The 21707-nt window shown below is 72.3% G+C and carries 25 protein-coding genes; 11 read left to right on the top strand and 14 right to left on the bottom strand.

Annotated elements, in window-relative coordinates; translation table 11 throughout:
• The first annotated feature begins 1 nt into the window (after position 1).
• The 4 genes from NH287_RS10410 to NH287_RS10395 all read left to right on the top strand — a co-directional run bounded on the left by NH287_RS10410 (position 2) and on the right by NH287_RS10395 (position 3548).
• On the top strand, positions 2 to 343 hold the full coding sequence (locus NH287_RS10410) for a thiamine-binding protein (protein ID WP_064001432.1): 342 nt from the start codon (positions 2 to 4) through the stop codon (positions 341 to 343).
• On the top strand, positions 340 to 1554 hold the full coding sequence (locus NH287_RS10405) for an MFS transporter (protein WP_217531128.1): 1215 nt from the start codon (positions 340 to 342) through the stop codon (positions 1552 to 1554). Before NH287_RS10410 ends, NH287_RS10405 begins: the two co-directional genes overlap by 4 nt.
• A 63-nt stretch (positions 1555 to 1617) precedes the next feature.
• Entirely contained in the window at positions 1618 to 2100 is a 483-nt protein-coding gene (locus NH287_RS10400; RefSeq protein WP_253035552.1) for an SRPBCC family protein, read from the top strand.
• Positions 2097 to 3548 carry an NAD(P)/FAD-dependent oxidoreductase gene (locus NH287_RS10395; RefSeq protein WP_253035551.1) on the top strand — a complete coding sequence of 484 codons (1452 nt, stop codon included), beginning with the start codon at positions 2097 to 2099 and terminating at the stop codon, positions 3546 to 3548. Before NH287_RS10400 ends, NH287_RS10395 begins: the two co-directional genes overlap by 4 nt.
• Before the next feature lie 3 nt (positions 3549 to 3551).
• Here NH287_RS10395 and NH287_RS10390 read toward each other — a convergent pair whose 3' ends face one another.
• Entirely contained in the window at positions 3552 to 4754 is a 1203-nt protein-coding gene (locus NH287_RS10390; RefSeq protein WP_253035550.1) for a homoserine O-acetyltransferase, read from the bottom strand.
• Positions 4755 to 4919: 165 nt separating this feature from the next.
• Between NH287_RS10390 and NH287_RS10385 the strand changes: the two genes are divergently transcribed.
• Positions 4920 to 5726: a hypothetical protein gene (locus tag NH287_RS10385; protein WP_253035549.1), complete on the top strand. Its 807-nt coding sequence runs from the start codon at positions 4920 to 4922 to the stop codon at positions 5724 to 5726.
• 268 nt (positions 5727 to 5994) lie between these two features.
• Here NH287_RS10385 and NH287_RS10380 read toward each other — a convergent pair whose 3' ends face one another.
• Complete coding sequence (locus tag NH287_RS10380; protein ID WP_253035548.1) at positions 5995 to 6354, bottom strand: hypothetical protein; 360 nt, start codon at positions 6352 to 6354, stop codon at positions 5995 to 5997.
• Positions 6355 to 6554: 200 nt separating this feature from the next.
• Positions 6555 to 7877 carry a bifunctional o-acetylhomoserine/o-acetylserine sulfhydrylase gene (locus NH287_RS10375; RefSeq protein WP_253035547.1) on the bottom strand — a complete coding sequence of 441 codons (1323 nt, stop codon included), beginning with the start codon at positions 7875 to 7877 and terminating at the stop codon, positions 6555 to 6557.
• Between the two features lie 167 nt (positions 7878 to 8044).
• On the opposite strand from NH287_RS10375, the gene NH287_RS10370 reads away from it, so the two are divergent.
• A complete protein-coding gene (locus tag NH287_RS10370) occupies positions 8045 to 8830 on the top strand; it encodes an SDR family oxidoreductase (protein ID WP_253035546.1) in 786 nt (261 codons plus the stop codon).
• Between the two features lie 6 nt (positions 8831 to 8836).
• On the opposite strand, the gene NH287_RS10365 is transcribed toward NH287_RS10370, so the two are convergent.
• Positions 8837 to 10282, bottom strand: coding sequence for an MFS transporter (locus NH287_RS10365; RefSeq protein ID WP_253035559.1), 1446 nt, complete (start codon positions 10280 to 10282; stop codon positions 8837 to 8839).
• Between the two features lie 115 nt (positions 10283 to 10397).
• Between NH287_RS10365 and NH287_RS10360 the strand changes: the two genes are divergently transcribed.
• Genes NH287_RS10360 through NH287_RS10350 form a run of 3 tightly spaced genes read left to right on the top strand, consistent with a single transcriptional unit; the run spans position 10398 to position 12258 of the window.
• On the top strand, positions 10398 to 10916 hold the full coding sequence (locus tag NH287_RS10360) for a phosphoribosyltransferase (RefSeq protein WP_253035545.1): 519 nt from the start codon (positions 10398 to 10400) through the stop codon (positions 10914 to 10916).
• Positions 10913 to 11599: a uracil-DNA glycosylase gene (locus NH287_RS10355; RefSeq protein WP_253035544.1), complete on the top strand. Its 687-nt coding sequence runs from the start codon at positions 10913 to 10915 to the stop codon at positions 11597 to 11599. The genes NH287_RS10360 and NH287_RS10355 overlap by 4 nt, the downstream gene beginning before the upstream one ends.
• A 35-nt stretch (positions 11600 to 11634) precedes the next feature.
• The gene (locus NH287_RS10350; protein WP_217531138.1) at positions 11635 to 12258 is read left to right on the top strand and encodes a GNAT family N-acetyltransferase; all 624 of its coding nucleotides are present in this window, start codon (positions 11635 to 11637) and stop codon (positions 12256 to 12258) included.
• Position 12259: 1 nt separating this feature from the next.
• Here the strand turns inward: NH287_RS10350 and NH287_RS10345 are convergent, their stop codons facing one another.
• The 8 genes from NH287_RS10345 to NH287_RS10310 all read right to left on the bottom strand — a co-directional run bounded on the left by NH287_RS10345 (position 12260) and on the right by NH287_RS10310 (position 19628).
• A complete protein-coding gene (locus NH287_RS10345) occupies positions 12260 to 12568 on the bottom strand; it encodes a protealysin inhibitor emfourin (protein WP_253035543.1) in 309 nt (102 codons plus the stop codon).
• Positions 12552 to 13610: a M4 family metallopeptidase gene (locus NH287_RS10340; protein WP_253035542.1), complete on the bottom strand. Its 1059-nt coding sequence runs from the start codon at positions 13608 to 13610 to the stop codon at positions 12552 to 12554. The genes NH287_RS10345 and NH287_RS10340 overlap by 17 nt, the downstream gene beginning before the upstream one ends.
• A gap of 41 nt (positions 13611 to 13651) precedes the next feature.
• Positions 13652 to 14404, bottom strand: a complete 753-nt coding sequence (locus NH287_RS10335; RefSeq protein ID WP_253035558.1) for an ABC transporter ATP-binding protein — start codon at positions 14402 to 14404, stop codon at positions 13652 to 13654.
• 41 nt (positions 14405 to 14445) lie between these two features.
• On the bottom strand, positions 14446 to 15237 hold the full coding sequence (locus tag NH287_RS10330; protein ID WP_253035541.1) for an ABC transporter ATP-binding protein: 792 nt from the start codon (positions 15235 to 15237) through the stop codon (positions 14446 to 14448).
• The gene (locus NH287_RS10325; RefSeq protein WP_253035540.1) at positions 15234 to 16115 is read right to left on the bottom strand and encodes an ABC transporter permease; all 882 of its coding nucleotides are present in this window, start codon (positions 16113 to 16115) and stop codon (positions 15234 to 15236) included. Before NH287_RS10325 ends, NH287_RS10330 begins: the two co-directional genes overlap by 4 nt.
• The gene (locus NH287_RS10320; RefSeq protein ID WP_253035539.1) at positions 16115 to 17065 is read right to left on the bottom strand and encodes an ABC transporter permease; all 951 of its coding nucleotides are present in this window, start codon (positions 17063 to 17065) and stop codon (positions 16115 to 16117) included. The genes NH287_RS10325 and NH287_RS10320 overlap by 1 nt, the downstream gene beginning before the upstream one ends.
• Entirely contained in the window at positions 17062 to 18570 is a 1509-nt protein-coding gene (locus NH287_RS10315; protein ID WP_253035538.1) for an ABC transporter substrate-binding protein, read from the bottom strand. The genes NH287_RS10320 and NH287_RS10315 overlap by 4 nt, the downstream gene beginning before the upstream one ends.
• Positions 18571 to 18674: 104 nt before the next feature.
• A complete protein-coding gene (locus NH287_RS10310; RefSeq protein ID WP_253035537.1) occupies positions 18675 to 19628 on the bottom strand; it encodes an alpha/beta fold hydrolase in 954 nt (317 codons plus the stop codon).
• Positions 19629 to 19672: 44 nt separating this feature from the next.
• On the opposite strand from NH287_RS10310, the gene NH287_RS10305 reads away from it, so the two are divergent.
• Together NH287_RS10305 and NH287_RS10300 are read left to right on the top strand one after the other, a co-directional pair.
• Positions 19673 to 20152: a carboxymuconolactone decarboxylase family protein gene (locus NH287_RS10305; RefSeq protein ID WP_253035536.1), complete on the top strand. Its 480-nt coding sequence runs from the start codon at positions 19673 to 19675 to the stop codon at positions 20150 to 20152.
• Positions 20149 to 20862, top strand: coding sequence for a tyrosine-protein phosphatase (locus NH287_RS10300; protein ID WP_253035535.1), 714 nt, complete (start codon positions 20149 to 20151; stop codon positions 20860 to 20862). The genes NH287_RS10305 and NH287_RS10300 overlap by 4 nt, the downstream gene beginning before the upstream one ends.
• A gap of 6 nt (positions 20863 to 20868) precedes the next feature.
• Here the strand turns inward: NH287_RS10300 and NH287_RS10295 are convergent, their stop codons facing one another.
• A complete protein-coding gene (locus tag NH287_RS10295; protein WP_253035534.1) occupies positions 20869 to 21315 on the bottom strand; it encodes a Fe-S oxidoreductase in 447 nt (148 codons plus the stop codon).
• A partial coding sequence (locus NH287_RS10290; RefSeq protein WP_253035533.1) for an arginase family protein occupies positions 21312 to 21707 on the bottom strand: 396 nt, incomplete at its 5' end. The genes NH287_RS10295 and NH287_RS10290, both read right to left, overlap by 4 nt.

The following is a 21707-nucleotide window of genomic DNA, read 5'->3' as shown; positions in this document are numbered from 1 at the left end:
CATGCTCGTCGCCTTCTCCGTCGCCCCCTCCGGTGACGGCAACCCGGACGGTTCCGTCCACGACGCGGTCGCCGCGGCCGTCACGGTCGTCCGCGCGTCGGGGCTGCCCCACCGCACCACCAGCATGTTCACCGAGATCGAGGGGGAGTGGGACGAGGTGATGGCCGTCGTCAAGGGCGCCGTCGACGCCGTGCAGCCCTTCGGTTCCCGTGTCTCGCTCGTGCTGAAGGCCGACATCCGCCCGGGGTACACCGGCGAGATCGACGGCAAGATCGCCCGGTTGGAGACGGCGATCGAATCGATTCGTGGCGAGCAGGGGAGCGGGACTACGATCTCGGAGTGATCTCCGCCCCCACGCGTCCCCGCCGCGCCCTCCTCGCGCTCGCCGTCGGCAGCTTCGGCATCGGCATGACCGAGTTCGTCGTGATGGGGCTGCTCCCCGAGATCGCGCGCGAGCTGCTGCCCGCCGCGTGGGCGAGCTCGCAGGAGGACGCGATCGCGCAGGCGGGGTGGCTCATCACGCTCTACGCGCTCGGGGTGGTCATCGGAGCGCCGACGATCGCGGCATCCGTCGCCAAGTACCCGCGTCACCGCGTCATGATCCTGCTCGCGGCGGCGCTGACGCTGTTCAACGCGCTGACCCTCGTGCTGCCGACGTTCGAGCTCGTCGCGGCATCGCGCCTCCTGGCGGGACTGCCCCACGGCGCGTACTTCGGTATCGGCGCGCTCGTGGCCGCCGACGTCATGGGTCCGGGGAACCGGGCCAAGGGGGTCGCCTTCGTGCTGACCGGTCTGACGGTCGCGAACGTCGTCGGCGTGCCGCTCGGCACCTTCCTCGGGCAGAACCTGGGCTGGCGGTGGGCGTTCGTGCTCGTCGTCGCCATCTTCGCCGCTGCGACCGCCGCGATCGCCGTGACGGTGCCGCGCCGGGCGGGGGAGCCCTCGCGCACCCTCCGCGCTGAGCTCGGGGTGTTCCGCATCGGACAGGTCTGGTTCGCGCTCGGGATCGGCGCCATCGGCTTCGGCGGCTTCTTCGCCGTCTACACGTACGTGTCGCCGCTCGTGACCGAGGCCGCGGGGTCGCCCGCGTGGGTCGTCCCGATCACGCTCGTGATCCTCGGGATCGGGATGACGGTGGGCAACCTGGTCGGCGGGCACCTCGCCGACGTCGACCTGATCCGCGCGATGTTCGGGCTGCTCGGCCTGCTGGCGCTGTCGCTGCTGCTGCTCGCCCTGACCTCGGGGTGGATCGTGACGGTCGTGATCTTCGTCTTCGCCGTCGCCTTCGCCGCGTCGGCGGTCAGTCCCACCATCCAGACCCGCCTCATGGACGTCGCCGGCGACAACCAGTCGATCGCCGCCGCGCTCAACCACTCCGCCCTCAACACCGGCAATGCCATGGGAGCGGCCCTCGGCGGTGCCGTCATCGCCGCGGGGTTCGGCTTCGCGGCGCCCGTGTGGGTCGGCTTCCTCCTCGCGCTCGCCGGGCTCGGCATCGCCGCGCTCAGCGTCACCCTCGAGCGGCGGCACGCCCGCACACCCGCTCTGGTCTGACACGCCGCAGCGGGCGGCGCAACCCCGTCCGCGACCGAGCCCGCGACTCGCTAGCGTCGAGTCATGTCCCGTAACTCGCGCCGGTTCGCCTGCACACCCGACGACGTGTTCGCCGTCCTCGCGGACGGCTGGCTGTTCCCGTCATGGGTGGTCGGCGCGTCCCGCATGCGCGAGGTCGCCGACACGTGGCCGCAGGCGGGCTCCCGGCTGCACCACTCGTTCGGCGTCTGGCCGGTGCTCATCGACGACGCGACCGAGGTGCTCGTCTACGACCCGCCCCGCCACGTGCTGCTGCGGGCGAAGGGATGGCCGATGGGCGAGGCCCAGGTCGACATCCAGGTCAAGCCGCACCGGGACGGGTGCATCGTGCGGATCCAGGAGGAGGCGGTCGCGGGGCCGGGCAGCCTCGTGCCGCAGCCGCTCCTCGATGTCGTCCTGCAGCTGCGCAACCACGAGACGCTGCACCGGCTCGCGTACCTCGCCGAGGGGCGGGCCGCGCGGCCGACGGACGAGACGACCGCCGAGGACGAGGGCGTCGCCGAATGAACGACCTCGACGTCGTCGTCGTGGGGGCGGGCCCCAACGGCCTCGCCGCGGCCGTCACCCTCGCCCGTGCGGGCTTGGCCGTCCGCGTCTACGAGAAGGGCGCGACGATCGGCGGCGGAGCTCGCACCGCCGAGATGACCCTCCCCGGGTACCAGCACGACGTCTGCTCCGCCGTGCACCCGCTCGCGTTCGAGAGCCGCTTCTTCCGCGAGTTCGGCCTCGGCCGGCGCGTCGAGTTCGTCGTCCCGGAGGCCTCGTTCGCGCATCCGCTCGACGGCGGTCGCGCGGGCGTCGCCTACCGTGACCTCGACCGCACCGCCGACGGCCTGGGCCGCGACGGCGACGCCTACGCGCGGCTCCTGCGCCCGCTCGTCGAGCGTGCGTCGGAGGTCGCGGACTTCACGGGGCATCCGCTGCTGCGCATACCGCGGCATCCGCTCGCGGCGGGCTGGTTCGGCGCCCGCACGCTGGAGCAGGGGAGTCCGCTGTGGAACGCCCGGTTCCGAGAGGATGCCGCGCCGGCGCTGCTCACAGGGGTCGCCGCGCACACGATCCTGCCGCTGCCGAGCCTCGCCGGTGCCGGGGCGGGCCTCGCGCTCACGACTTACGCCCACGCACGCGGCTGGCCGATCCCGGTCGGCGGCAGCCAGGCGATCGTCGACGCGATGGCCGACGACCTGCGCGCCCACGGCGGCGAGATCGTGACCGACCACGAGGTCACCTCGCTCGCCGAACTGCCGCCGGCGCGCGCCGTGCTGCTCGACGTCATCCCGCGCGCGTTCCTGCGGATGGCCGGCGACGCCGTGCCCGCGGGGTACCGCGGTGCGCTCGAACGGTTCCGGTACGGCGGGGCGGTCGCGAAGGTCGACTTCGCCCTGTCGGGACCGGTGCCGTGGGCGAATCCCGAGGTCGCGGCGGCCGGCACGGTGCACGTCGGGGGCACGCGCGCCGAGGTCGCGGCATCCGAGACCCTCATCGCGCATGGGGGCCTTCCGGACGCGCCCTACGTGCTCGTCGCGCAGCCCTCGTCGTTCGACGCGTCGCGCGCGCCGGCGGGCGGCCACATCCTGTGGACGTACACGCACGTCCCCGCGGGGAGCACGGCCGACCGCGCCGACGCCGTCATCCGGCAGATCGAGCGGTTCGCGCCCGGCTTCCGCGACCTGATCGTCGGCATGAATTCGCGGAACGCGGTCGAGGTCGAAGCCGAGAACCCGAACTACCCCGGCGGGGACATCGCGGCGGGGGCTCCCGCCCTCTGGCAGCTGCTCAAACGGCCGGTCGTGTCGCCCGAGCCGTGGCGGATGCCTCTCGAGGGCGTCTACCTCTGCTCCGCGTCGACGAGTCCGGGGCCCGGGGTGCACGGGCTCGCGGGCTGGCACGCGGCGCGGTCGGCGCTGCGGCACACCTTCGGGACGCGGATCGCCCCGGATCTGTCGCCCCGCTGAGCGTCAGCTCTCGAGCAGACGGCGCAGGTGACGACCGACGGGTTCGGTCTCGATGAGGAACCCGTCGTGGCCGAAGTCGCTGTGCAGCACGACGGTGTCGTCGTCGATGGCGGTGCGGATGCCGCGGCTGATGCGGTGCTGGCCTTCCACGGGGAACAGCCGGTCGCTGTCGATGCCCAGCACGAGCGTGCGCGCCGTGACGCGTGCCAGGGCGTCCTCGACGCCGCCGCGATCGCGCCCGACGTCGTGCGAGTTCATCGCCTCGACGAGGGTCACGTACGAGTTCGCGTCGAAGCGGCGCGTGAAGCGGTTGCCGTGGAAGTCGAGGTAGCTCTCCACGGCGTACCGGCCGCCCGCGCCGAAGGGACTCTTGTCGGACTGCCACGACCGCTGGAACCGCTGGTTCAGTTCGGTGGGCGTGCGGTAGTTCAGCAGGGCCATGCGGCGCGCGAGCGACAGGCCGCGATGCGGACCGTCGCCGTCGGGTGCATCGTAGTAGTGGCCCCCGGCGAACCGCGGGTCCATCTGGATCGCCGCGAGCTGCACGGAGTTGAGCGCGACCTGGTCGGCGGTCGTCGTCGGCGGGGAGCACAGCACGCCGAGCCGCTCGACCCGCTCGGGATGCGTGACCGCCCACTCGAGCGCGTGCATGCCGCCCATCGAGCCGCCGACCACGCCCGCCCACACGTCGATGCCGAGGGCGTCGGCGAGCATGACCTGCGCGGCGACCTGGTCGCGGATCGTGAGGAAGGGGAACCGCGACGCCCACTCGTAGCCGTCGGGGGCGATGCTCGCGGGGCCGGTCGACCCCTGGCATCCCCCCAGGATGTTCGGTGCGACGACGAACCAGCGGTCGGTGTCGATCGGGGCGCCCGGGCCGACGATCTCACCCCACCAGCCGTCGGTCGCGTGGCCCGGGCCGGCCTCGCCGCGCACGTGGCTGTCGCCCGTGAGGGCGTGCAGGATCAGCACGGCGTTGTCGCGGGCGGGGGACAGCTCGCCCCAGGTCTCGTAGGCGAGTCGGATGCCGGGCAGGCTTGCGCCGCCCTCGGTCGCGAACGCGCCGAACCGCGCGAACCTGCGCTCCCCGATCGGGTCGCCGTCGCGCCAGGCGCCGGTCGCCGGTGGGCGCCCGAGGAGCGACCGGGCGTCTGCCTCGGTCACCGGAGCCGAGGGCACCGTGTCTTCCGAGGTCTGCCAGTCCATACGACCATTCTCCCGGCCGATGGGGAGGGTCAGCGCAGTGTTACGGGGGGCACGGACACCTTCGAAAGTTTCCGCCGAAAGGCGGGCGCGGGACCTTCGGACCCGTCGTTAGCGTCGGGGAGATCACCATTCTGTGACCTGATCGCTCCACCGGAAGAGACCCTGATGACACGTTCCTGGCGCCGCACCGCCTCCCTCACGATGGTTACAGCGCTCCTGGCGTCGACCATCGTGGCATTCCCCTCCATCGCATCGGCGGACGACGAGGTCGACGCGGCCTCGATCGCCGTCGCTGCGCAATCACTGGCGAATCTGGATGAGTCACTGCTCCTTGCTGCATCCGATGGAGCCGGGACCGGGACGGTGCAGACCAGCCAGGGCACCATCGGTGTCCCGTCGCGGTTGACGGACGGGGTGTCTATACACTCTCCCGGGCGGTCGCCCTTGACGATCGATCTCCCCGAGGCGGACGCGGCGGGCGATGCCGTCCTCCTCCAGGGTGGGGCGGTGACCTACCCGGGTGAGTCCCTGACCAATTCTGTGATCGTCGGTGACGCGGGTGTGCAGATGCTGACGACGATCACTTCCGCCGACGCGCCGGAGCATCTCGAGTACGACGTCGACCTCGGCGTCGGCGAGTCGTTGCGATCGACCGAGGACGGCGCCGCGGTCGTCGCCGCTGACGGCACTGTCCTCGCCGTGGTCGCGGATGCCTGGGCACTCGACGCGGACGGCGACCCTGTCGCGACGCACTACGAGATCGAGGGCTCCACGCTCATCCAGGTCGTCGATCACCGCGCGGCGGGGGTCGCATACCCGGTGGTGGCGGATCCGATCTGGATCGCTCCGTGGGTGTTCACGTGCCTCCTGGGCCTCGGGCTCAAAGGGCCGCAGATCACGCAGGCCTTCGCCACCGGCACGATCTGGGGTGGCCTCGGCGCGGCCGCGCTCGCCTGCGCACTGGGCAAGTGATCGCCGTGCAACCTGAGGAGCTGGCACGGAGGATCGCGAAGGTCGATTCTCAGATCGCGGCGCACCCGCTGTCCAGCGAACGCGTTACGCAGGCGCATGCCGTCATCGAGGCGCACGGGGGCACGGACGACTCCGATGCGATCTCGCGCGAGTTGGCCTCTCGAGGGCTCCCGAGTCTGGTGGAGCTCGGCCGTATCCAGGCGCGGAGCTCGTTCAGCTGGTGGCGGCTCCACCGCAAGCGGCGAGCACTGCTCCGTCGCGCGGATCGCTAGGCGACCCGCGCGCGGCGGACCGAGGAGACGATCGAGTCCAGCACAGCGTTCGACTGACGCAGCAGCGGGCGGGACGCGGCATCCTCGACCAGACGGTCCATGAGCAGCTGGGTCCTCGACACGATGGGATGCCAGTAACCGCCGGGGTGGTGCCGGTCCAGATCCAGGCGCAGTGACCCGTGGTCCGTCGTGAGCACGGCGGTGCCGGGCGCCAGGTCGAGGTCCGGGTCGGTCTGCGTGATCATGACCAGGACGGAACTCCACAGGCCCGAGAACGCGCCGGGGAACGGGAACCGTGTGGTCCTCAGGTCCAGGGTGGCACCCCGGATCTCGGTCCAGTCGACCTGCTGCGTCACGGCGGGTCCATCTCGGTGACTGATGGTGTCCACGCCGAGGACGAGGTGACGCCGACCGGGATCGCCGATCGCGAGCCCGTCAGGCACAGCGTGAAGAGGTCCGTAGCGTTTCATCGTCTTCCCTCGAGCGTATCGGGCCGGACGCGCGACACCCCGCCGCGGTGACCCGGGCGGGGTGTCGGTCTCCTGAGGAGGGGAGGTCAGGCGCGCGCGGCCTCCGAGAGGCGGCGCGCGGCGGCGAGGGCCTGGTCGAGGTCGGCCTTCAGGTCGTCGATGTTCTCGAGGCCGACCGAGAGGCGGACGAGGCCCGGAGTGACGCCCGAGGTGAGCTGCTGCTCCGGGGTCAGCTGCGAGTGCGTCGTGGATGCCGGGTGGATGACGAGCGAGCGCACGTCGCCGATGTTCGCCAGGTGGCTGAACAGGCTCAGCGCGTTGACGAACTCGCGACCTGCGGCCACGCCGCCCTTGAGCTCGAACGACAGCACCGCGCCGACGCCCTTGGGGGCGTAGCGGTTCGCCGCGGCGTACCAGGGCGAGGTGGGCAGACCCGAGTAGTTCACCGAGGCGACGTCGGGGTGGTTCTCGAGCCACTCCGCGATCTCCTGCGCGTTCTGCACGTGGCGCTCGATGCGCAGCGACAGCGTCTCGACACCCTGGATGAGGTTCCACGCGCTCTGCGGCGAGATGGCCGAGCCGAGGTCGCGCAGCAGCTGCACCCGGGCCTTGATGATGTAGGCCAGACCGTCGCCCACCGCATCGGTGTAAACGGCGCCGTGGTAGGACTCGTCGGGGGTCGTGAGACCGGGGAAGCGGTCGGCGTGCTGGGACCACGGGAACGAGCCGCCGTCGACGATGACGCCGCCGATGGTCGTGCCGTGGCCGCCGAGGAACTTGGTCACCGAGTGGACGACGATGTCGGCGCCGTGCTCGAACGGGCGGATCAGGTACGGGGTCGCGATCGTGTTGTCGACGATGAGCGGGACGCCCGCCTCGTGGGCGACGTCGGCGACGGTGCGGATGTCGAGCACGTTGATCTGCGGGTTGCCGATCGTCTCGGCGAAGAAGAGCTTCGTGTTCGGGCGGACCGCGCGACGCCATTCTTCGGCGTCGTCCTGGTTCTCGACGAACGTCGTCTCGATGCCGAGCTTGGCGAGCGTGTACTTGAAGAGGTTGTACGTGCCGCCGTAGATCGAGCTCGACGAGACGATGTGGTCGCCGGCCTGTGCGATGTTGAGGATGGCGAAGGTCGAGGCCGCCTGGCCGGACGAGACGAGGAGGGCACCGGTGCCGCCCTCGAGGCCCGCGAGACGCTGCTCGAGGACGTCCTGCGTCGGGTTCTGGATGCGGGTGTAGATGTTGCCGAACTCCGCCAGGGCGAACAGGTTCGCGGCGTGGTCGGCGTTGTCGAAGACGTACGAGGTCGTCTGGTAGATCGGCGTGGCGCGGGCCTTGGTGACCGGGTCCGGAGCGGCGCCGGTGTGGATCTGCTTGGTCTCGAAGCGCCAGTTCTCGGGTGCGGACATGACGGGCTCCCTGCGTGAGTGGACGATGGATGTGAGGGCCTGCGGACGGGATGCCGCGGGCTCGACACCGACGTTACGAGCCGCATCCGGCGAGGACAACGGAACGGACACGCGGCGTAACGTGACGGCGTGCCGCGGGCGGGTCGCGAGTGGCTAGCGTGGACCCCATGGCGAATCGACGTGCAGTGGTGACCGGCGCGAGCTCGGGGATCGGTGAGGCGGTCGTGCGCGACCTCCGCGCGAGGGGCTGGGACGTCGTCGGAGTGGCCCGGCGCGCGGCGCGCCTGGAGGCCCTCGACGCCGAGATCGGTTCGCGCTCGTACGCCGCCGACCTCACGAGCGAGGCGGACGTTGCGGCGCTCGCCGCGCACCTCGCCGACACCGGTCCGCTGCACGCGCTCGTCCACGTCGCGGGCGGCGCCCGCGGGACGCAGCGCGTCGAGGACGGCGACGCCGCCGACTGGCGCTGGATGTTCGAGGCCAACGTGCTGTCGGCGCAGCTGCTGACGGCCGCGCTCCTGCCGCTCCTGCGGCGTGCCGCCGAGGCCGACGGGCACGCCGACACGGTCTACGTCACCTCGACCGCGGCCCAGACCGCCTACCCGGGCGGTGCGGGGTACAACGCGGCGAAGGCGGGCGAGTCGATGCTCGTGCACGCGCTGCGGCTCGAGCTGAACGGCGAGCCGATCCGCGTCGTCGAGATCGCCCCCGGGATGGTGCAGACCGAGGAGTTCTCACTCAACCGCCTCGGCGGCGACCGGGCCGCGGCCGAGAAGGTCTACGACGGCGTCGACGAGCCGCTGACTGCGACCGACGTCGCCGACGTCATCGGGTACGCGCTCGAGGCGCCGGGACACGTGAACCTCGACCTCGTCACGATGCGACCGGTCGCCCAGTCGGCGCAGCACCTGCTGGCGCGGGGGCGCCTCCGCCCCCGCAGCGACAAGGACTGACCGCGCTCAGCCCGCGGGCGGGGCGTCGGCGAACGCCACCTTCGGCACGAACACCAGCAGCACGGCAGCGAGGAATCCGCCGGCCGCGCAGATCGCCCACACCGTGAGGTAGCCGCCGAGCGAGCTCGCCGTCTGACCGACGACGCTGCCGGCACCGGCGGCGAGGACCACGCCGAACACGGCGGACGAGAACGCGCCGCCGATCGTCTTCGTCGTGTTGGTCATGCCGGACGCCTCGCCGGTCTTGCCGAGCGGGGCTGCCGCCGCCGCGGCCGCGGGCAGGGCGCCGACGAGCGCACCGCAGCCGATGCCCGCGATCGACAGGTTCAGCAGCACCTGCCACACCTCCAGGTGGAACGGGAGGAAGAGCGCGTACCCGACGCCCACCAGGGCGGCGGCGGCGATGAGCGCGAGGCGCGGGCTGACCCGTCGCGAGGTGACGGCGAACAGCACTGCGCCGACGATCAGCGACACGAGGTACAGCCCGATCACGTACGAGCGCTCGGTCGCATCCAATCCGAGTCCGTAGCCGAGCGAGGAGTCCGTCCCGGCGTAGGTGGACAGCGGGCCCTGCGCACCGAGCAGGCTGATGCCGATGAGGAAGGCGGTCGCCTGCACCGGCCACATGTCGGGTCGGGCGAGGACCCGTACGTCGATCACCGGGGAGGCGTGGCCCCGCTCGTGACGGACGAACCAGACCAGCACGCCGACCCCGACGACGAACAGCCCCACGACCCCCGCCCACGCGACCGGGCCGAGTGCGAGCTCGCCGATGAGCCGCATCCACGCCAGTGCGCCGGTGACCAGCAGCAGACCCCATGCGAGCAGGACGACGCCCCACGTGTCGAGGCGCCGTTCGCCGCTCGGCGTCGACTCGGGGACGAAGAGCCAGATGACGACCGCGATGAGCGAGACCGCGACGGCGGGCACCATGAGGGTGAGGCCCAGGTCGCCTGTCGCCGCATAGATGCGACCCGCCGCGAGCGCGCCCATGATGGCGCCGGCCTCGAGCCCGACGACCAGCAGACCCGCGGCGCGCCGGGTCATCGAGACGCCGCGATTCTGCTGCCGCCCCCGTTCGAAGATCAGCGCGATCTCGAGCGGGAGCCACACGACGTAGAAGCCCTGCAGCGACCAGAACAGCAGGAAGGTCCAGAACGAGTCGGCGAAGACGAGACCCCACGAGGCGAGCGCGGTGAGGATCGCCGCGACGAGCAGGATGCGCTTGTGGCCGAACATGTCGCCGAGCTTCGCGAGGATCGGCACGACGAGGGCGCTGAGCAGCAGCTGCCCCGCCTCGAACCAGTTGACGTCGGCGTCGCGGATCCCGAGCTGGATCACGATGTCGCTGAACAGGGGCACGTAGAACCCCTGCAGGATGCCGCTGACGATCTCGACGAGGATGAACCACCCGATGAGCCCGGCGGTGATCCCCGCGGCCGAGGAACGCAGCGCGGAGGAATGCAGGGCCGAGGAGCGCGCGGAGCCGGTCACGAGCGCGAGCCTAGCGCCGGAGGGGCCCGCGACCGCGAAGGCGCCCGCCCCGCAGGTCGTAGTCTGAGACCTCATGGACGAAGGGATGGCGGTGGCCGGCGAACGCGAGACGTTGACCTGGGACGATTTCGGCGGGGCGACCCGCGACCTCGCGCGATCCATCATCGCCGACGGGTTCGCTCCCGACATCGTCGTCGCCATCGCCCGCGGGGGACTGCTGCCCGCCGGAGCGATCGCGTACGGCCTGGGGGTGAAGAGCTGCGGCGCGTTGAACGTCGAGTTCTACACCGGCATCGGCACGGTGCTCGACGCCCCCGCGCTCCTGCCGCCCGACCTCGACCTCGGCGCCCTGCCAGGCAAGCGCGTGCTCCTCGTCGACGACGTCGCCGACAGCGGCCGCACTCTCGCGCTCGCCGTGAAGATGCTGCGGGAGGCCGGCGCCGACGTCCGCTCGGTGTGCATCTACACGAAGCCCGGGTCGATCGCGATGCCCGACTACTCGTGGCGCGAGACCGACCTCTGGATCGACTTCCCCTGGTCGTTTCGGGGAACCGTGGTCCAGGAGGACCAGGGGCTCCCCGCCGGCGCATGACCGCCCGCTCGCTCGACGATCTGGCCGCCGACGGTCTGCTCGACCCGGAATGGGCGCAGGCGCTCGGGCCCGTGGCATCCGACATCGCGGCCCTCGGCGACCGCCTGCGCGCCGACGAGCGCGGCTACCTGCCCGAGGGGCGCCACGTCCTGCGCGCCTTCGCGCAGCCGCTGTCGCGGGTGCGGGTGCTCATCGTCGGTCAGGACCCGTACCCCACCCCGGGGCACCCGGTCGGCCTCTCGTTCGCCGTCGAGCGCCACGTGCGCCCGCTGCCGCGCAGCCTCGCCAACATCTACGCCGAGCTCTCGGCCGATCTCGGCATCCCGCCGGCGTCGCACGGCGACCTGTCGGCGTGGACCGAGCAGGGCGTCCTGCTCCTCAACCGCGTCCTCACCGTCGCGCCCGGGGAGGCGGGCTCTCACCGCGGCTGGGGGTGGGAACGCGTCACCGAGCACGCGATCCGCACCCTCGTCGCGCGGTCCGGTCCGCTCGTCGCGGTGCTGTGGGGGAGGGATGCCGCAGGCCTCATCCCCATGCTGGGCGAGATCCCGCGGGTCGAGTCGGCGCATCCGTCTCCGCTCTCGGCGCGGCGCGGCTTCTTCGGGTCGCGGCCGTTCTCCCGGGTGAACGCGCTGCTCGAGGCGCAGGGGGCGGCCCCCGTTGACTGGCGACTGCCCGACTGACGGGACGGGCCGCCGGTGAGCCGTATGCTGGCGGCATGCTGGAGGACGAGTACGAGCGCGATCGTCGTCGCCTGCCCCGTCACCTCCGCCGCCGGCCCGAGCCCGAGCGCGAGTTCTCCTTCGAGCTGCGCCCCGCCGTGCGCACCGACATGCCGGACGTTCGTGAGATCTACAACTACTACGTCACCAACTCGGTCGTGACCTTCGACGAGAAGCGCTGGACGCACGCGCAGTGGGTGGAGAAGTTCGACCACCTGACGAAGCTCGGGCTGCCGTTCCTCGTCGCCGTCTCGCCGACCGGGCAGATCCTCGGGTACGGCCTCGTCTCGCCCTGGACGGGCAAGAGCGGCTTCCGCTACACGGTCGAGAACTCGATCTACCTGGGTCAGGCGGCCACCGGCAAGGGGCTCGGCACGGCGCTCCTGCAGGCCCTCATCGCCGCGTGTGAGGAGAAGGGCATCCGCGAGATGGTCGCCGTCATCAGCGACAAGGGGGCCGAGGGCTCGCTCGCTCTGCACGAGCGGCTCGGTTTCGTCGAGGTGGGCCGGATGGGCCGCGTCGGGTACAAGTTCGGGCGATCGCTCGGCACGATCTACCTGCAGAAGCACCTGAACCCGAAGAAGAAGGAATCGATCCTCTCGCGCATCCGCGCGCGCTGAGTCAAGGCGCCGGCACCGCCTCGCCGTCGGCCTGCACCCGGTCGATCAGGTCGCGCCAGGGCCCGGCGGCGTCGCCGTCGCCGAGCGACGCACGGCGGTCGCACGAGCCTCCGGCCACGGCGACCTCCCACGAGAACCGGTCGGCGCCGGGAGCGGATGCCGGTGGCTCCTCCCACGGGCACGCGTCGATGAGCGGCATCCACCCGTCCGCCTCCTCGGGAGCGACCTCGACGCGCCACGCCCGGCGCAGCCCCGCGAAGCCGCCGGTGCGCACCACGACGATCGTCATCGGGTCAGCGGGTTCGGGCATCCTCCACGACTCCGACGCTCGCCCACGCGGTGCGGACGGCGACGGCCTCCTCCGAGTCCTCACCGTACTCCCGCGCCGCCGTGTCCGCGGTCGCCGTCGCGAACTGCGCGAAGGTGGCGGCGGGGCTGAGGGAACCCGCGGTGAGGGTGAGGTACCAGATGCGTCCCGCGCGCTCCCAGGCGTAGCCGCCGAGCGCCGTGGCGACGAGGTGGAAGGCCTTGTTCGGGATGCCGGAGTTGATGTGCACGCCGCCGTTGTCGCCCGAGGTCTCGACGAAGTCGCGCATGTGCGAAGGCTGCGGGTCCGTGCCGAGCACGTCGTCGTCGTAGGCGGTGCCCGGCGCGGCCAGCGAGCGCAGCGCCGATCCGGTGACGGCGTCGGTGAAGATCTCGGCGCCGACGAGCCAGGTCGCGGCATCCGCCGTCTGGCCGCGGTGGTGCTGGTCGGTGAGCGCGCCGAAGACGTCGGCGATCGATTCGTTGAGCGCGCCGGACTGCCCCGAGTAGTCGAGGCCGCCGGCGCTCTCGATGACGCCGTGCCCCAGCTCGTGCGCGATGACGCTGAGCGAACGGGTGAACCCGGCGAACACCTCGCCGTCGCCGTCGCCGAACACCATGCGCTCGCCGTCCCAGAACGCGTTGTCGTACGCCCGGCCGTAGTGCACGGTGGCGGCGAGAGCGCCGCTGCGGCCGTCGAGACCGACCCGCTCGAAGGCGTCCCAGAAGAAGGTGAAGGTCGCGCCGAGCCCGTCGTACGCCTCGTCGACCGCCGCGTCGCCGGTGGGGGCGGCGCCCTCGGCGCGGGCGGGGGTGCCTGGCAGCTCCTCGCGGTTCTGCGCGTCGGAGATCAGCCGGTCGGCGTCGGGCGCCGCCGAGACGACGAGGGCGTCGCCGTCGACCGACAGGTCGAGGTGCGCGCGCATCGGCGCGTACGCCCGCGGGACGGCGAGGGTCGCGCGTGCGGCGGCGACGGCGTGCGGGAATCGTTCGGCCGGAGCGGCCGCGAGACGGGCGAGCAGGTACGGCGGGACGATGGCGTGCATGCCGCCACGCTAGTGCCCGGCGCCGACACCCGGGCCGTCGGTCAGCGCTCGCGCGGGTCGATGACGGGGATCGACGCGAGCAGGCGACGGGTGTAGGCGACCTGCGGATCGAGCAGGACCTTCTCCGTCGGGCCCTCCTCGACGACACGGCCCTCGGTCATGACGACGACGTCGTCGCAGAGGTTCTGCACCACGCCGATGTCGTGCGAGACCATCACCAGGGTCAGGCCGTCCCGCTGCCGCAGGCCCCGGATGAGGTCGAGGATCTGCGCCCGGACGGTCACGTCGAGCGCCGACAGCGGCTCGTCGCCGACGAGGACGTCGGGACGGTGCACGAGGGCGCGGGCGAGGGCGATGCGCTGCCGCTGACCGCCCGAGAACTCGTGGGGGAACCGCTCCGCGGTGTCGGCGGGCAGGCCGACGTCGTCCAGCACCTCCCGCACGCGCGCGCGGTGGTCGCCCGGGATCTCGAGCGCCGACAGCGGCTCGCCGACGATGCGTCCGACGCTCATCCGCGGGTCGAGCGACCCGTACGGGTCCTGGAAGACGATGCCGGTCCGCCGTCGCAGCCAGTGCAGGGAGCGAGCGGGTGCGCTGCCGTCGACGGGACGCCCGTCGAACTCGACGGTGCCGGCGGTCGCCGTGTCGAGGCCGAGCAGCAGGCGCACGAGCGTGGACTTGCCCGAGCCGGACTCGCCGATGATGCCGAGGGCGCTGTGGGCGCGGACGTCGACGTCCACGTCGTCGAGGGCCGTCGTCCACCGTGTCGGTGCGAAGGCGCCGGCCCGCGGCATCCGGTACCGCCGCGTGAGTCCGCGCGCACGGATCAGTTCGCTCACGCGTCCCCCCTCGGTCGCCACAGGGTCGCCGTCGCGTCCCGCAGCAGGGCCTGCGTGACGGGGGAGGCGGGGGAGCGCAGCAGCGTGCGCAGCGGTCCCTGCTCGACGACGCGTCCGGTGTCGAGGACGACGGCGTCCGTCGCGATCTGCGAGAGCACCGCGAGGTCGTGCGTGATGAACACGAGCGACATCCCGTCCTCGTCGACGAGCTGGTGCAGCAGGTCGAGGATCTCGGCTTGGATCGTCACGTCGAGCGCCGTCGTGGGCTCGTCGGCGATGAGCAGACGCGGCCGGCAGGCGAGGGCCATGGCGATCGCGACGCGCTGACGCTGCCCGCCCGAGAGCTGGTGCGGGTAGCGGCGGACGATCGACTCCGGATCGGGCAGGCGCACCCGGCGCGCCTCCTCGACCGCCCGCGCCCACGCGTCGGCGCGGGAGACGTCGCGATGGTGGATGCGGATCGACTCGGCGATCTGTCGCCCCACCGTGCGGATCGGGTTGAGCGCCGTCTGGGGCTCCTGGAACACCATGCCGATCTCGTCCCCGCGCAGCTGCGCGAGGTCGCGGTCCCGCATCCCGACGAGCTCCCGCCCGTCCCAGCGGATGCTGCCGCCGACCTCCGCGCCGTCGGGGAGGAGCCCGAGGATCGCGAGCGCCGTGAGGGACTTGCCCGACCCCGACTCGCCGATGAGGCCGACGCGGTCGCCGTCGCCCACCTCGAGGTCGATGCCGTCGACGACGCGGCGACCGCCGACGTCGATCGTGAGTCCCGCCACCGAGAGCGTCATGCCGTCACCGCCGCGGGCGGTTCCGCGCCGACCGGGCCGACACGGCGCGACAGCGTGGGGTCGGTGGCGTCGCGCAGGGCGTCGCCGAGGAGGTTGAAACCGAGCACCGTCAGGGTGATCGCGAGCCCCGGCCACACCACCGAGAGCGGGTGGACACTGATGAACCGCTGCAGGTCGGCCAGCAGCAGCCCCCACGACGGCTCCGTCACGGGGGCGCCGAATCCGAGGTAGGACAGTCCCGCCTCGGCGAGGACGGCGACGGCCATGCCCCAGGACAGCTGCACGATGAACACCGGCGCGACGTTCGGCAGCAGGTGGCGCCACAGGTTCTGCCAGGGGGTCAAGCCCGAGGCGCGTCCGGCGAGCACGAAGTCGCTGTGCAGCACGCGGCGGAGCTCGGGCCGGGTCACCCGGGCGATGTTGACCCCGAACCCGATGCCGACCGAGACGACGACCACGAGAAGGGAGCCGCCCCACACCGCCGAGATCATCATCGCGATGAGCAGCACGGGGAAGGCGATGAGGACGTCGACGAGCACCGTGACGGTCTCGCGGACGGGCCGCGGGGTGAGCGCTCCGAGAGCCGCGAGCAGGAGTCCGATGACGGTCGCGATGACCCCGGCGCCGACGGCGACGAGGACGGTCGTGCGCGCGCCGGCCATGAGCAGGCTGAGGATGTCCCGGCCCGAACCGTCGGTGCCGAGCAGATGCGCGGCATCCGGTCCGGACCACCGGTTCGCGACGTCGACGCGTTGCGGATCGAACGGCGTCCAGACCAGCGAGACGGCGGCGACGACGAGGATGACGAGAACGACGACGACGCCGAACCGTCCCGTGCCCGACCCCCAGAGCCGCTGCGCCCACGTGAACCGCCGCATCACTCGGCCTCCCGCTGACGCGGATCGAGGAGGCGGTGGACGAGGTCGACCGCGAAACCGATGACGAGGACGAGCCCGGTCAGCACGAGCAGCTCGCCTTGCACCTTCACGAGGTCCCGGTTGCCGGTGTCCTCCACGAGCATGCGGCCGATGCCGGGGAGGCTGAAGAGCTGCTCGATCACGACGGCGCCGACCATGATGCCGGCGACCTGGACGCCCAAGACGGTGACGACCGACAGGCCGACGCTCGGCAGGCCGTGCCGCAGGAGCGCCTGCGTGCGGGTGAGTCCCTTCGCGGCTGCCGTCCGCACGAAGTCCTGCCCCATCGCCTGCAGGGTCGCCGAGCGCACGAACCGGAGCAGGACCGCGCCCTCGACGACGCCGATCGTGAGGGCCGGCAGGAGCAGGGCGCGGACGGCCGCGCCGGGGTCGGACCATCCGGCGCGCGGGAACCCCTGGGCGGGCAGCCAGCCGAGCGACACGGCGAAGACGACGACGAGCATCATCCCCGCCCACACGACCGGGACGGCGGCGAGGGCCTGCGCGCCGACCGAGACGAGGACGCCGTCAGGTCGGCGGCGCCGGACCGCGGCGTGCACGCCGAACGGGACCGCGACGATGAGGGCGATGACGAAGGAGAGGATGCCGAGGGGCACCGTGACCTCCGCCTTCTGCAGCAGCTCCGAGGCCACCGGCGTGCCGGTCAGCTGCGAACGTCCCAGGTCGCCCGTGAGGATGCCCGCGATCCAGTCGCCGTACTGCACGGGCAGGGGCCGGTCGAGTCCCAGGCGCTCGCGGATCCCTGCGATCTGCTCGGGGGTGGAGTTGACGCCCGCGATGAGCTGCGCGACGTCACCGGGGAGGATGCGCAGGGTCGTGAAGATCAGCGCACTGGCGACGAACAGGCCCAGCACCAGCAGGGCCAGTCGCGTCAGCGCGTAACGGATCACCCCTCGCTCTTGGCCAGTTCTGCGACGTTGAGTCGCTCGTTGACGTTGACGGTCGGCATCCCGCTCACGTTCGAGCCGACCGCCACGACGGACGCACCGTTGTAGAGCCAGTCGGCGGCGTCGTCCTCGGACACGATGCGCGCGGCCTGCGCGAGCAGGTCGGCGGCGGCGGCGTCGTCCGTTGCGGCGACCGACTGCGCGTACAGCTCCTGCACCTCGGGGTTGGCGTAGGTGAAGTAGTAGTCGGGGTTCGCCCAGTTCTCGAAGTCGCGCGCCTCGGTGTGCAGCACGAAGCTCAGCTCGTAGTCCTTGTTGACGTACACGTCATTGATCCACGCCGGGAACTCGACGGGGTTCACCTGGAGGGTGATCCCCACGTCGCGCAGGTTGGAGACGAGGATCTGCGGGACCGTGGTGCCGTACGCCGAGGGGATCGTGAGCGTGAGGGTGAGGTCCTCGGCGCCCGCCTCGGCGAGCAGGGCGCGCGCGGCCTCCGGGTCGAACGGGGCGACGTCGGCGAGGTCCTCGTAGCCCGGGTCGAGCGACGGGATCGGGCCGTACATCGTCGTGCCGGCGCCGAGCGCCTCGACGATCGACGCGTTGTCGATCGCCTGGCGGATCGCCTGGCGCACGCGGTCGTCGGCGAGCGGACCGGAGGTCTGGTTGAACGCGAGCGTGCCCTTGTCCGTGGACTCGCCGATCTCGAGAGAGAAGTCGCCGTTCGCCTCGATCTGGTCCTTCAGGTTCGCGTCGAATCCGGTGAGCACGTCGAACTCACCGGCCAGCGCGCCGCTGAGGGCGGCCTGGTTGTCGCCCACGTAGGAGAAGACGACCTCGGCCGCGGCGGCCGGGGTGCCCCAGTAGTCGGCGAAGCGCTCGAAGACGATGCTGTCGCCCTCGCGCCATTCGGTGAGACGGAAGGGGCCGGTGCCGTTCGCCGCGGTCTTGCGGTCGATCTTGTCGCCCTCCTTCAGGACGAGCCCGGCGCGACCGGTGAGGCTCCACAGGAGCGTCGAGTCGGGCGCCTTCAGCGTGAGGGTCACGGTCTGCCCGTCGGCGGCGATGTCCGCGACGTTCGCGAGCCGCGCGGAGTCGCGGAAGGTCGAGGTGTCGCGCACCTGCGTCAGCGACCACACGACGTCCTGGGGGGTGAGCGGCTGACCGTCGTGGAAGGTGACGCCTTCGCGCACCGTGAAGGTGTAGGTCAGCTTGTCGTCGGAGACCTCGTAGTCGCTCGCGAGCGCCGGGACGATCTCCTGGTCGGGGGTGCGGGCGACGAGGCCCTGGTAGACGTTGTCGATCAGGATCTGGTCGAGGGCCGAACCCGCCGTCTCGCGGATGTCGAGGTTGCCCGGCTCGAGCACGAGACGCACGTTGACGGATGCGTCGGGGTCGGGGGTGCCTGCCGAGGCGGACGGACCGGGCTGGGAGCCGGTGCAGCCGGACAGGAGCAGGGCGCCGGCAGCGACGAGCGCGGCGGCGGCCAGGGCGGTGCGGCGAAGCATGTGTGTGGGGGATCCTTTCGGCACGATGGGGGTCGTCACTGCGGCCGCGCCATCGGAGTGCTCGGGTGCGCGTTACAGCCTAGAGTCCCGCGCGCGCAGTTCGGTCACCGGCCGTCATGTGCCGCGCGCACGGCCGCGGCGAGCTCGACGGGGCGCTCCTCCTGCACGTTGTGCCCCGACTCCAGCTCGAGATGGCGTGCGGCCGGCATCCGCTCCCGGAACTCGCGCCGGTCCGACTCGGTGAGGAAGCCCCGCGTGCCGGTCACGAGGGTGACGGGGGCGGTGACTGCGGCGAGGTGGTCCCATCCCGCGGCGGAGAGGACACCGGCATCCGCCCGCTGCGCGGCGTCGACCGCTGCGGCGGCCCCCGGGTCCGCCGCGAGCCGATTCGCGAGGTGCGCGTAGTGGTGCTTCCACTCGACGCGGCCGTCGGGGCGGATGCGGGAGTTCAGCGACACCCCTCGCGTGGCCGCCTCGCGCGAGCCGCCGAGACCGAACGAGAGCGCGCGGTCGACGAGCTCGTCGCGGCTGGCCCAGTCGGTGGGACCGGCGAAGAAGGCGCGGATCGAGGCGGCGGCGCCGTTCGGGTCGATGCCGGGGGAGATGTCGACGAGGACGAGGGCCGCGACGAGCTCGGGATGCCGCGCCGCGAGGGCCGCGGCGGTGAGCCCGCCGAGCGAGTGCCCGACGACGGTCTGCGGGCGGCCGCCGGTCCAGGCGGTGACGGCGGGCGCGATGTCGGCGGCGAGGGTGTCACCGGTGTACTCCGCGTCGCTGCGCCACGACGAGTCGCCGTGCCCCGGCAGGTCCAGCACGAGCGCCGGGAGACCGGCGGCGAGGACCGTCGTGTCCCACGTGTGGGCGTTGAGTCCGGCGCCATGGAGGAACGTGACCTCGGGCGCGAGGCCCGGGTCACCGAACCGCAGGGCGCTCACCGTCCGTCCGTCCGGCAGCCGGTGCGTCAGGCGGCGCACCGGCGGGACGGGGACCCCGAGGGCGTCGCCCTGCGCGGGGAGATAGGAGAACTCGTCGAACGCGTTGTCGCTCACGTTCCTCATTGTCGCCGATCCCGGGTGGCGGGGACGCGGCTACGGTGGACGGCATGAGCGATCCCCACCGCGTGCACCTGGCCCGCGCGGCCCGGCCGGCCTACGACGCCCTCGAGGCGTTCGCCAAGACGGTCGGCGACCTCGCCGCCGAGGCGGGGATCGACGCCCGCCTGCGGGAGATCGCCCTCATCCATTCCTCGCAGCTGAACGGATGCGCCTACTGCGTGCGCGTGCACGCCGATCGTGCCGCCAAGGCGGGGCTCACGATGGACGTCGTCGCGCAGATCGCCGTCTGGCGTGAATCGGGCGTCTTCACCGAGCGGGAGCGCGCGGCGCTCGAGCTCACGGAGGCCTACGTCTTCATCCACGAGGAGGGCGTCCCCGACGACGTCTACGACCGGGTCGGCGGCATCCTCTCCGAGGAGGAGTACGTCGCGCTCAGCTGGCTGCTCGTCTCGATCAACGCCTTCAACCGCATCGCGATCGCGGGGCGCTACCCGGTGCCCGAGCGCCCGGCGACGCCGACACCGTGACGGTCCACGACGTCCCCGGCGTCTTCAACGTCCGCGACGTCGGCGGGCTGCCCGCGGACGGCGGCCGCACGAGGGACGGCGTCCTGTTCCGATCGGGGCACCTGGCGCGGCTGACCTCGGAGGGCCGCGAGCGGCTCGCGGCGTTCGGCATCCGTCGCATCGTCGACCTCCGCGACGAGCAGGAGCGACGCGACGAACCGTCCCGCATCGACGGTCTCGGCGTCGAGACCGTGTGCCTGCCGATGTTCGCCGGGTCGGCCGCCTCGTTCTTCGACGACGACCTCTCGCTCGACGACCTGTACCGGGCGCTCGTCGACGGTTCGGCGTCCCGGCTGGTCGAGGTGGTGCGCGCCGTGCTGGCGGCGCAACCGGTGCTCGTCCACTGCACGGTCGGCAAGGACCGCACCGGGCTGTCGGTCGCCCTCGTCCTCGCCGCCGCGGGGGTCGACGAGGACGCCGTCGTCGCCGACTACGCGCGCACCGAGCACCTGCTGCCGGAGGCCCGCAACGACGCCGTCCTGCGCTTCCTCCGCGCCCGCTACCCGCACGCGCGGCACCTCGAGGACCTCGCGACGCGCTCGCCGGCAGAGGCGATGCGCGCCGTCTTCGAGGACCTGCGGCTGCGCTACGGCGGTCCGGTCGACTACCTGCGGGCGTACGGACTGCACGACGACGAGATCGCCGAGCTCCGCCGCATCCTCATCGCGTGACGCCCCTCAGCGGCGCGGCACGTACCGCCCGTCCTCCAGCCCCGCCTCGATCTCGAACCGGTTGGTGAGGGGATCGCGGCCGGCGAACAGGTACAGCAGCGGCATGAGCATGCCGTAGCGCCGCCACTGCTCCCGGTGCACCGCTTCGTGGGCGAGCAGCCGGTCGTCGATGGGGCCGGTGCCCGTGAGGAAGCAGCCGCCGACGCAGACGCCACCGCGTCCGAACGTCGCGTCGGGCATGCCGCGGAACACCCAGAGTCCGCCGCGGCGTTCGACCCGCCCCGTCGACCAGAGCGACCCCCACACGAACCCGAAGGCGGTGCCGGCCAGGTACCCGAGGCGGCTGAGGGGGGAGTCGAGCAGGATGCCGGGGATCCACCGGTCCCACCGTCGCCCGCGGTCGAGGGCACGCTCCGCGCGCTGCTCCCATCCGGGTGGAGGGAGCGGACTCACGCGAGGGCTCCCAGCAGGCGGAGGATCGTGCCGAGGTCCTCGACCGCGGCGTCCCGGCTCGCCGGGGCGAAACCCGCGACGGAGGCGCCGACCAGCGGCATCCGCTCTCGCAGTCGTCCGATCGCGGCGACGACCTGGGCGGGCTGGGCGCCGAACGGCACCGGTTCGAGCACGCCCGTGATCGTGGCCGGGTCGAGGACGTCGAGGTCGACGTGGACGTACACCGCGTCGGCGCCGGTCGCAGCGACGGCGTCCGCGAGGGCCGCGGGGTCTGCGAGGGCGTCGGCGGCGAGCATCGTGACCGGCGAGGAGTCGAGCACGTCGGCCTCGCCGTCGTCCAGCGCGCGCGCCCCGACGAGGACGGTGCGCGCGGCGGCGGCGGGGGGCGCGTC

The sequence above is a fragment of the Microbacterium sp. CnD16-F genome, assembly GCF_024124465.1.
Taxonomy (GTDB): Bacteria; Actinomycetota; Actinomycetes; order Actinomycetales; family Microbacteriaceae; genus Microbacterium; species Microbacterium gawkjiense.
Note: the sequence above shows the minus strand (reverse complement) of the source record. Positions and strands in the feature narration are given on the sequence as shown.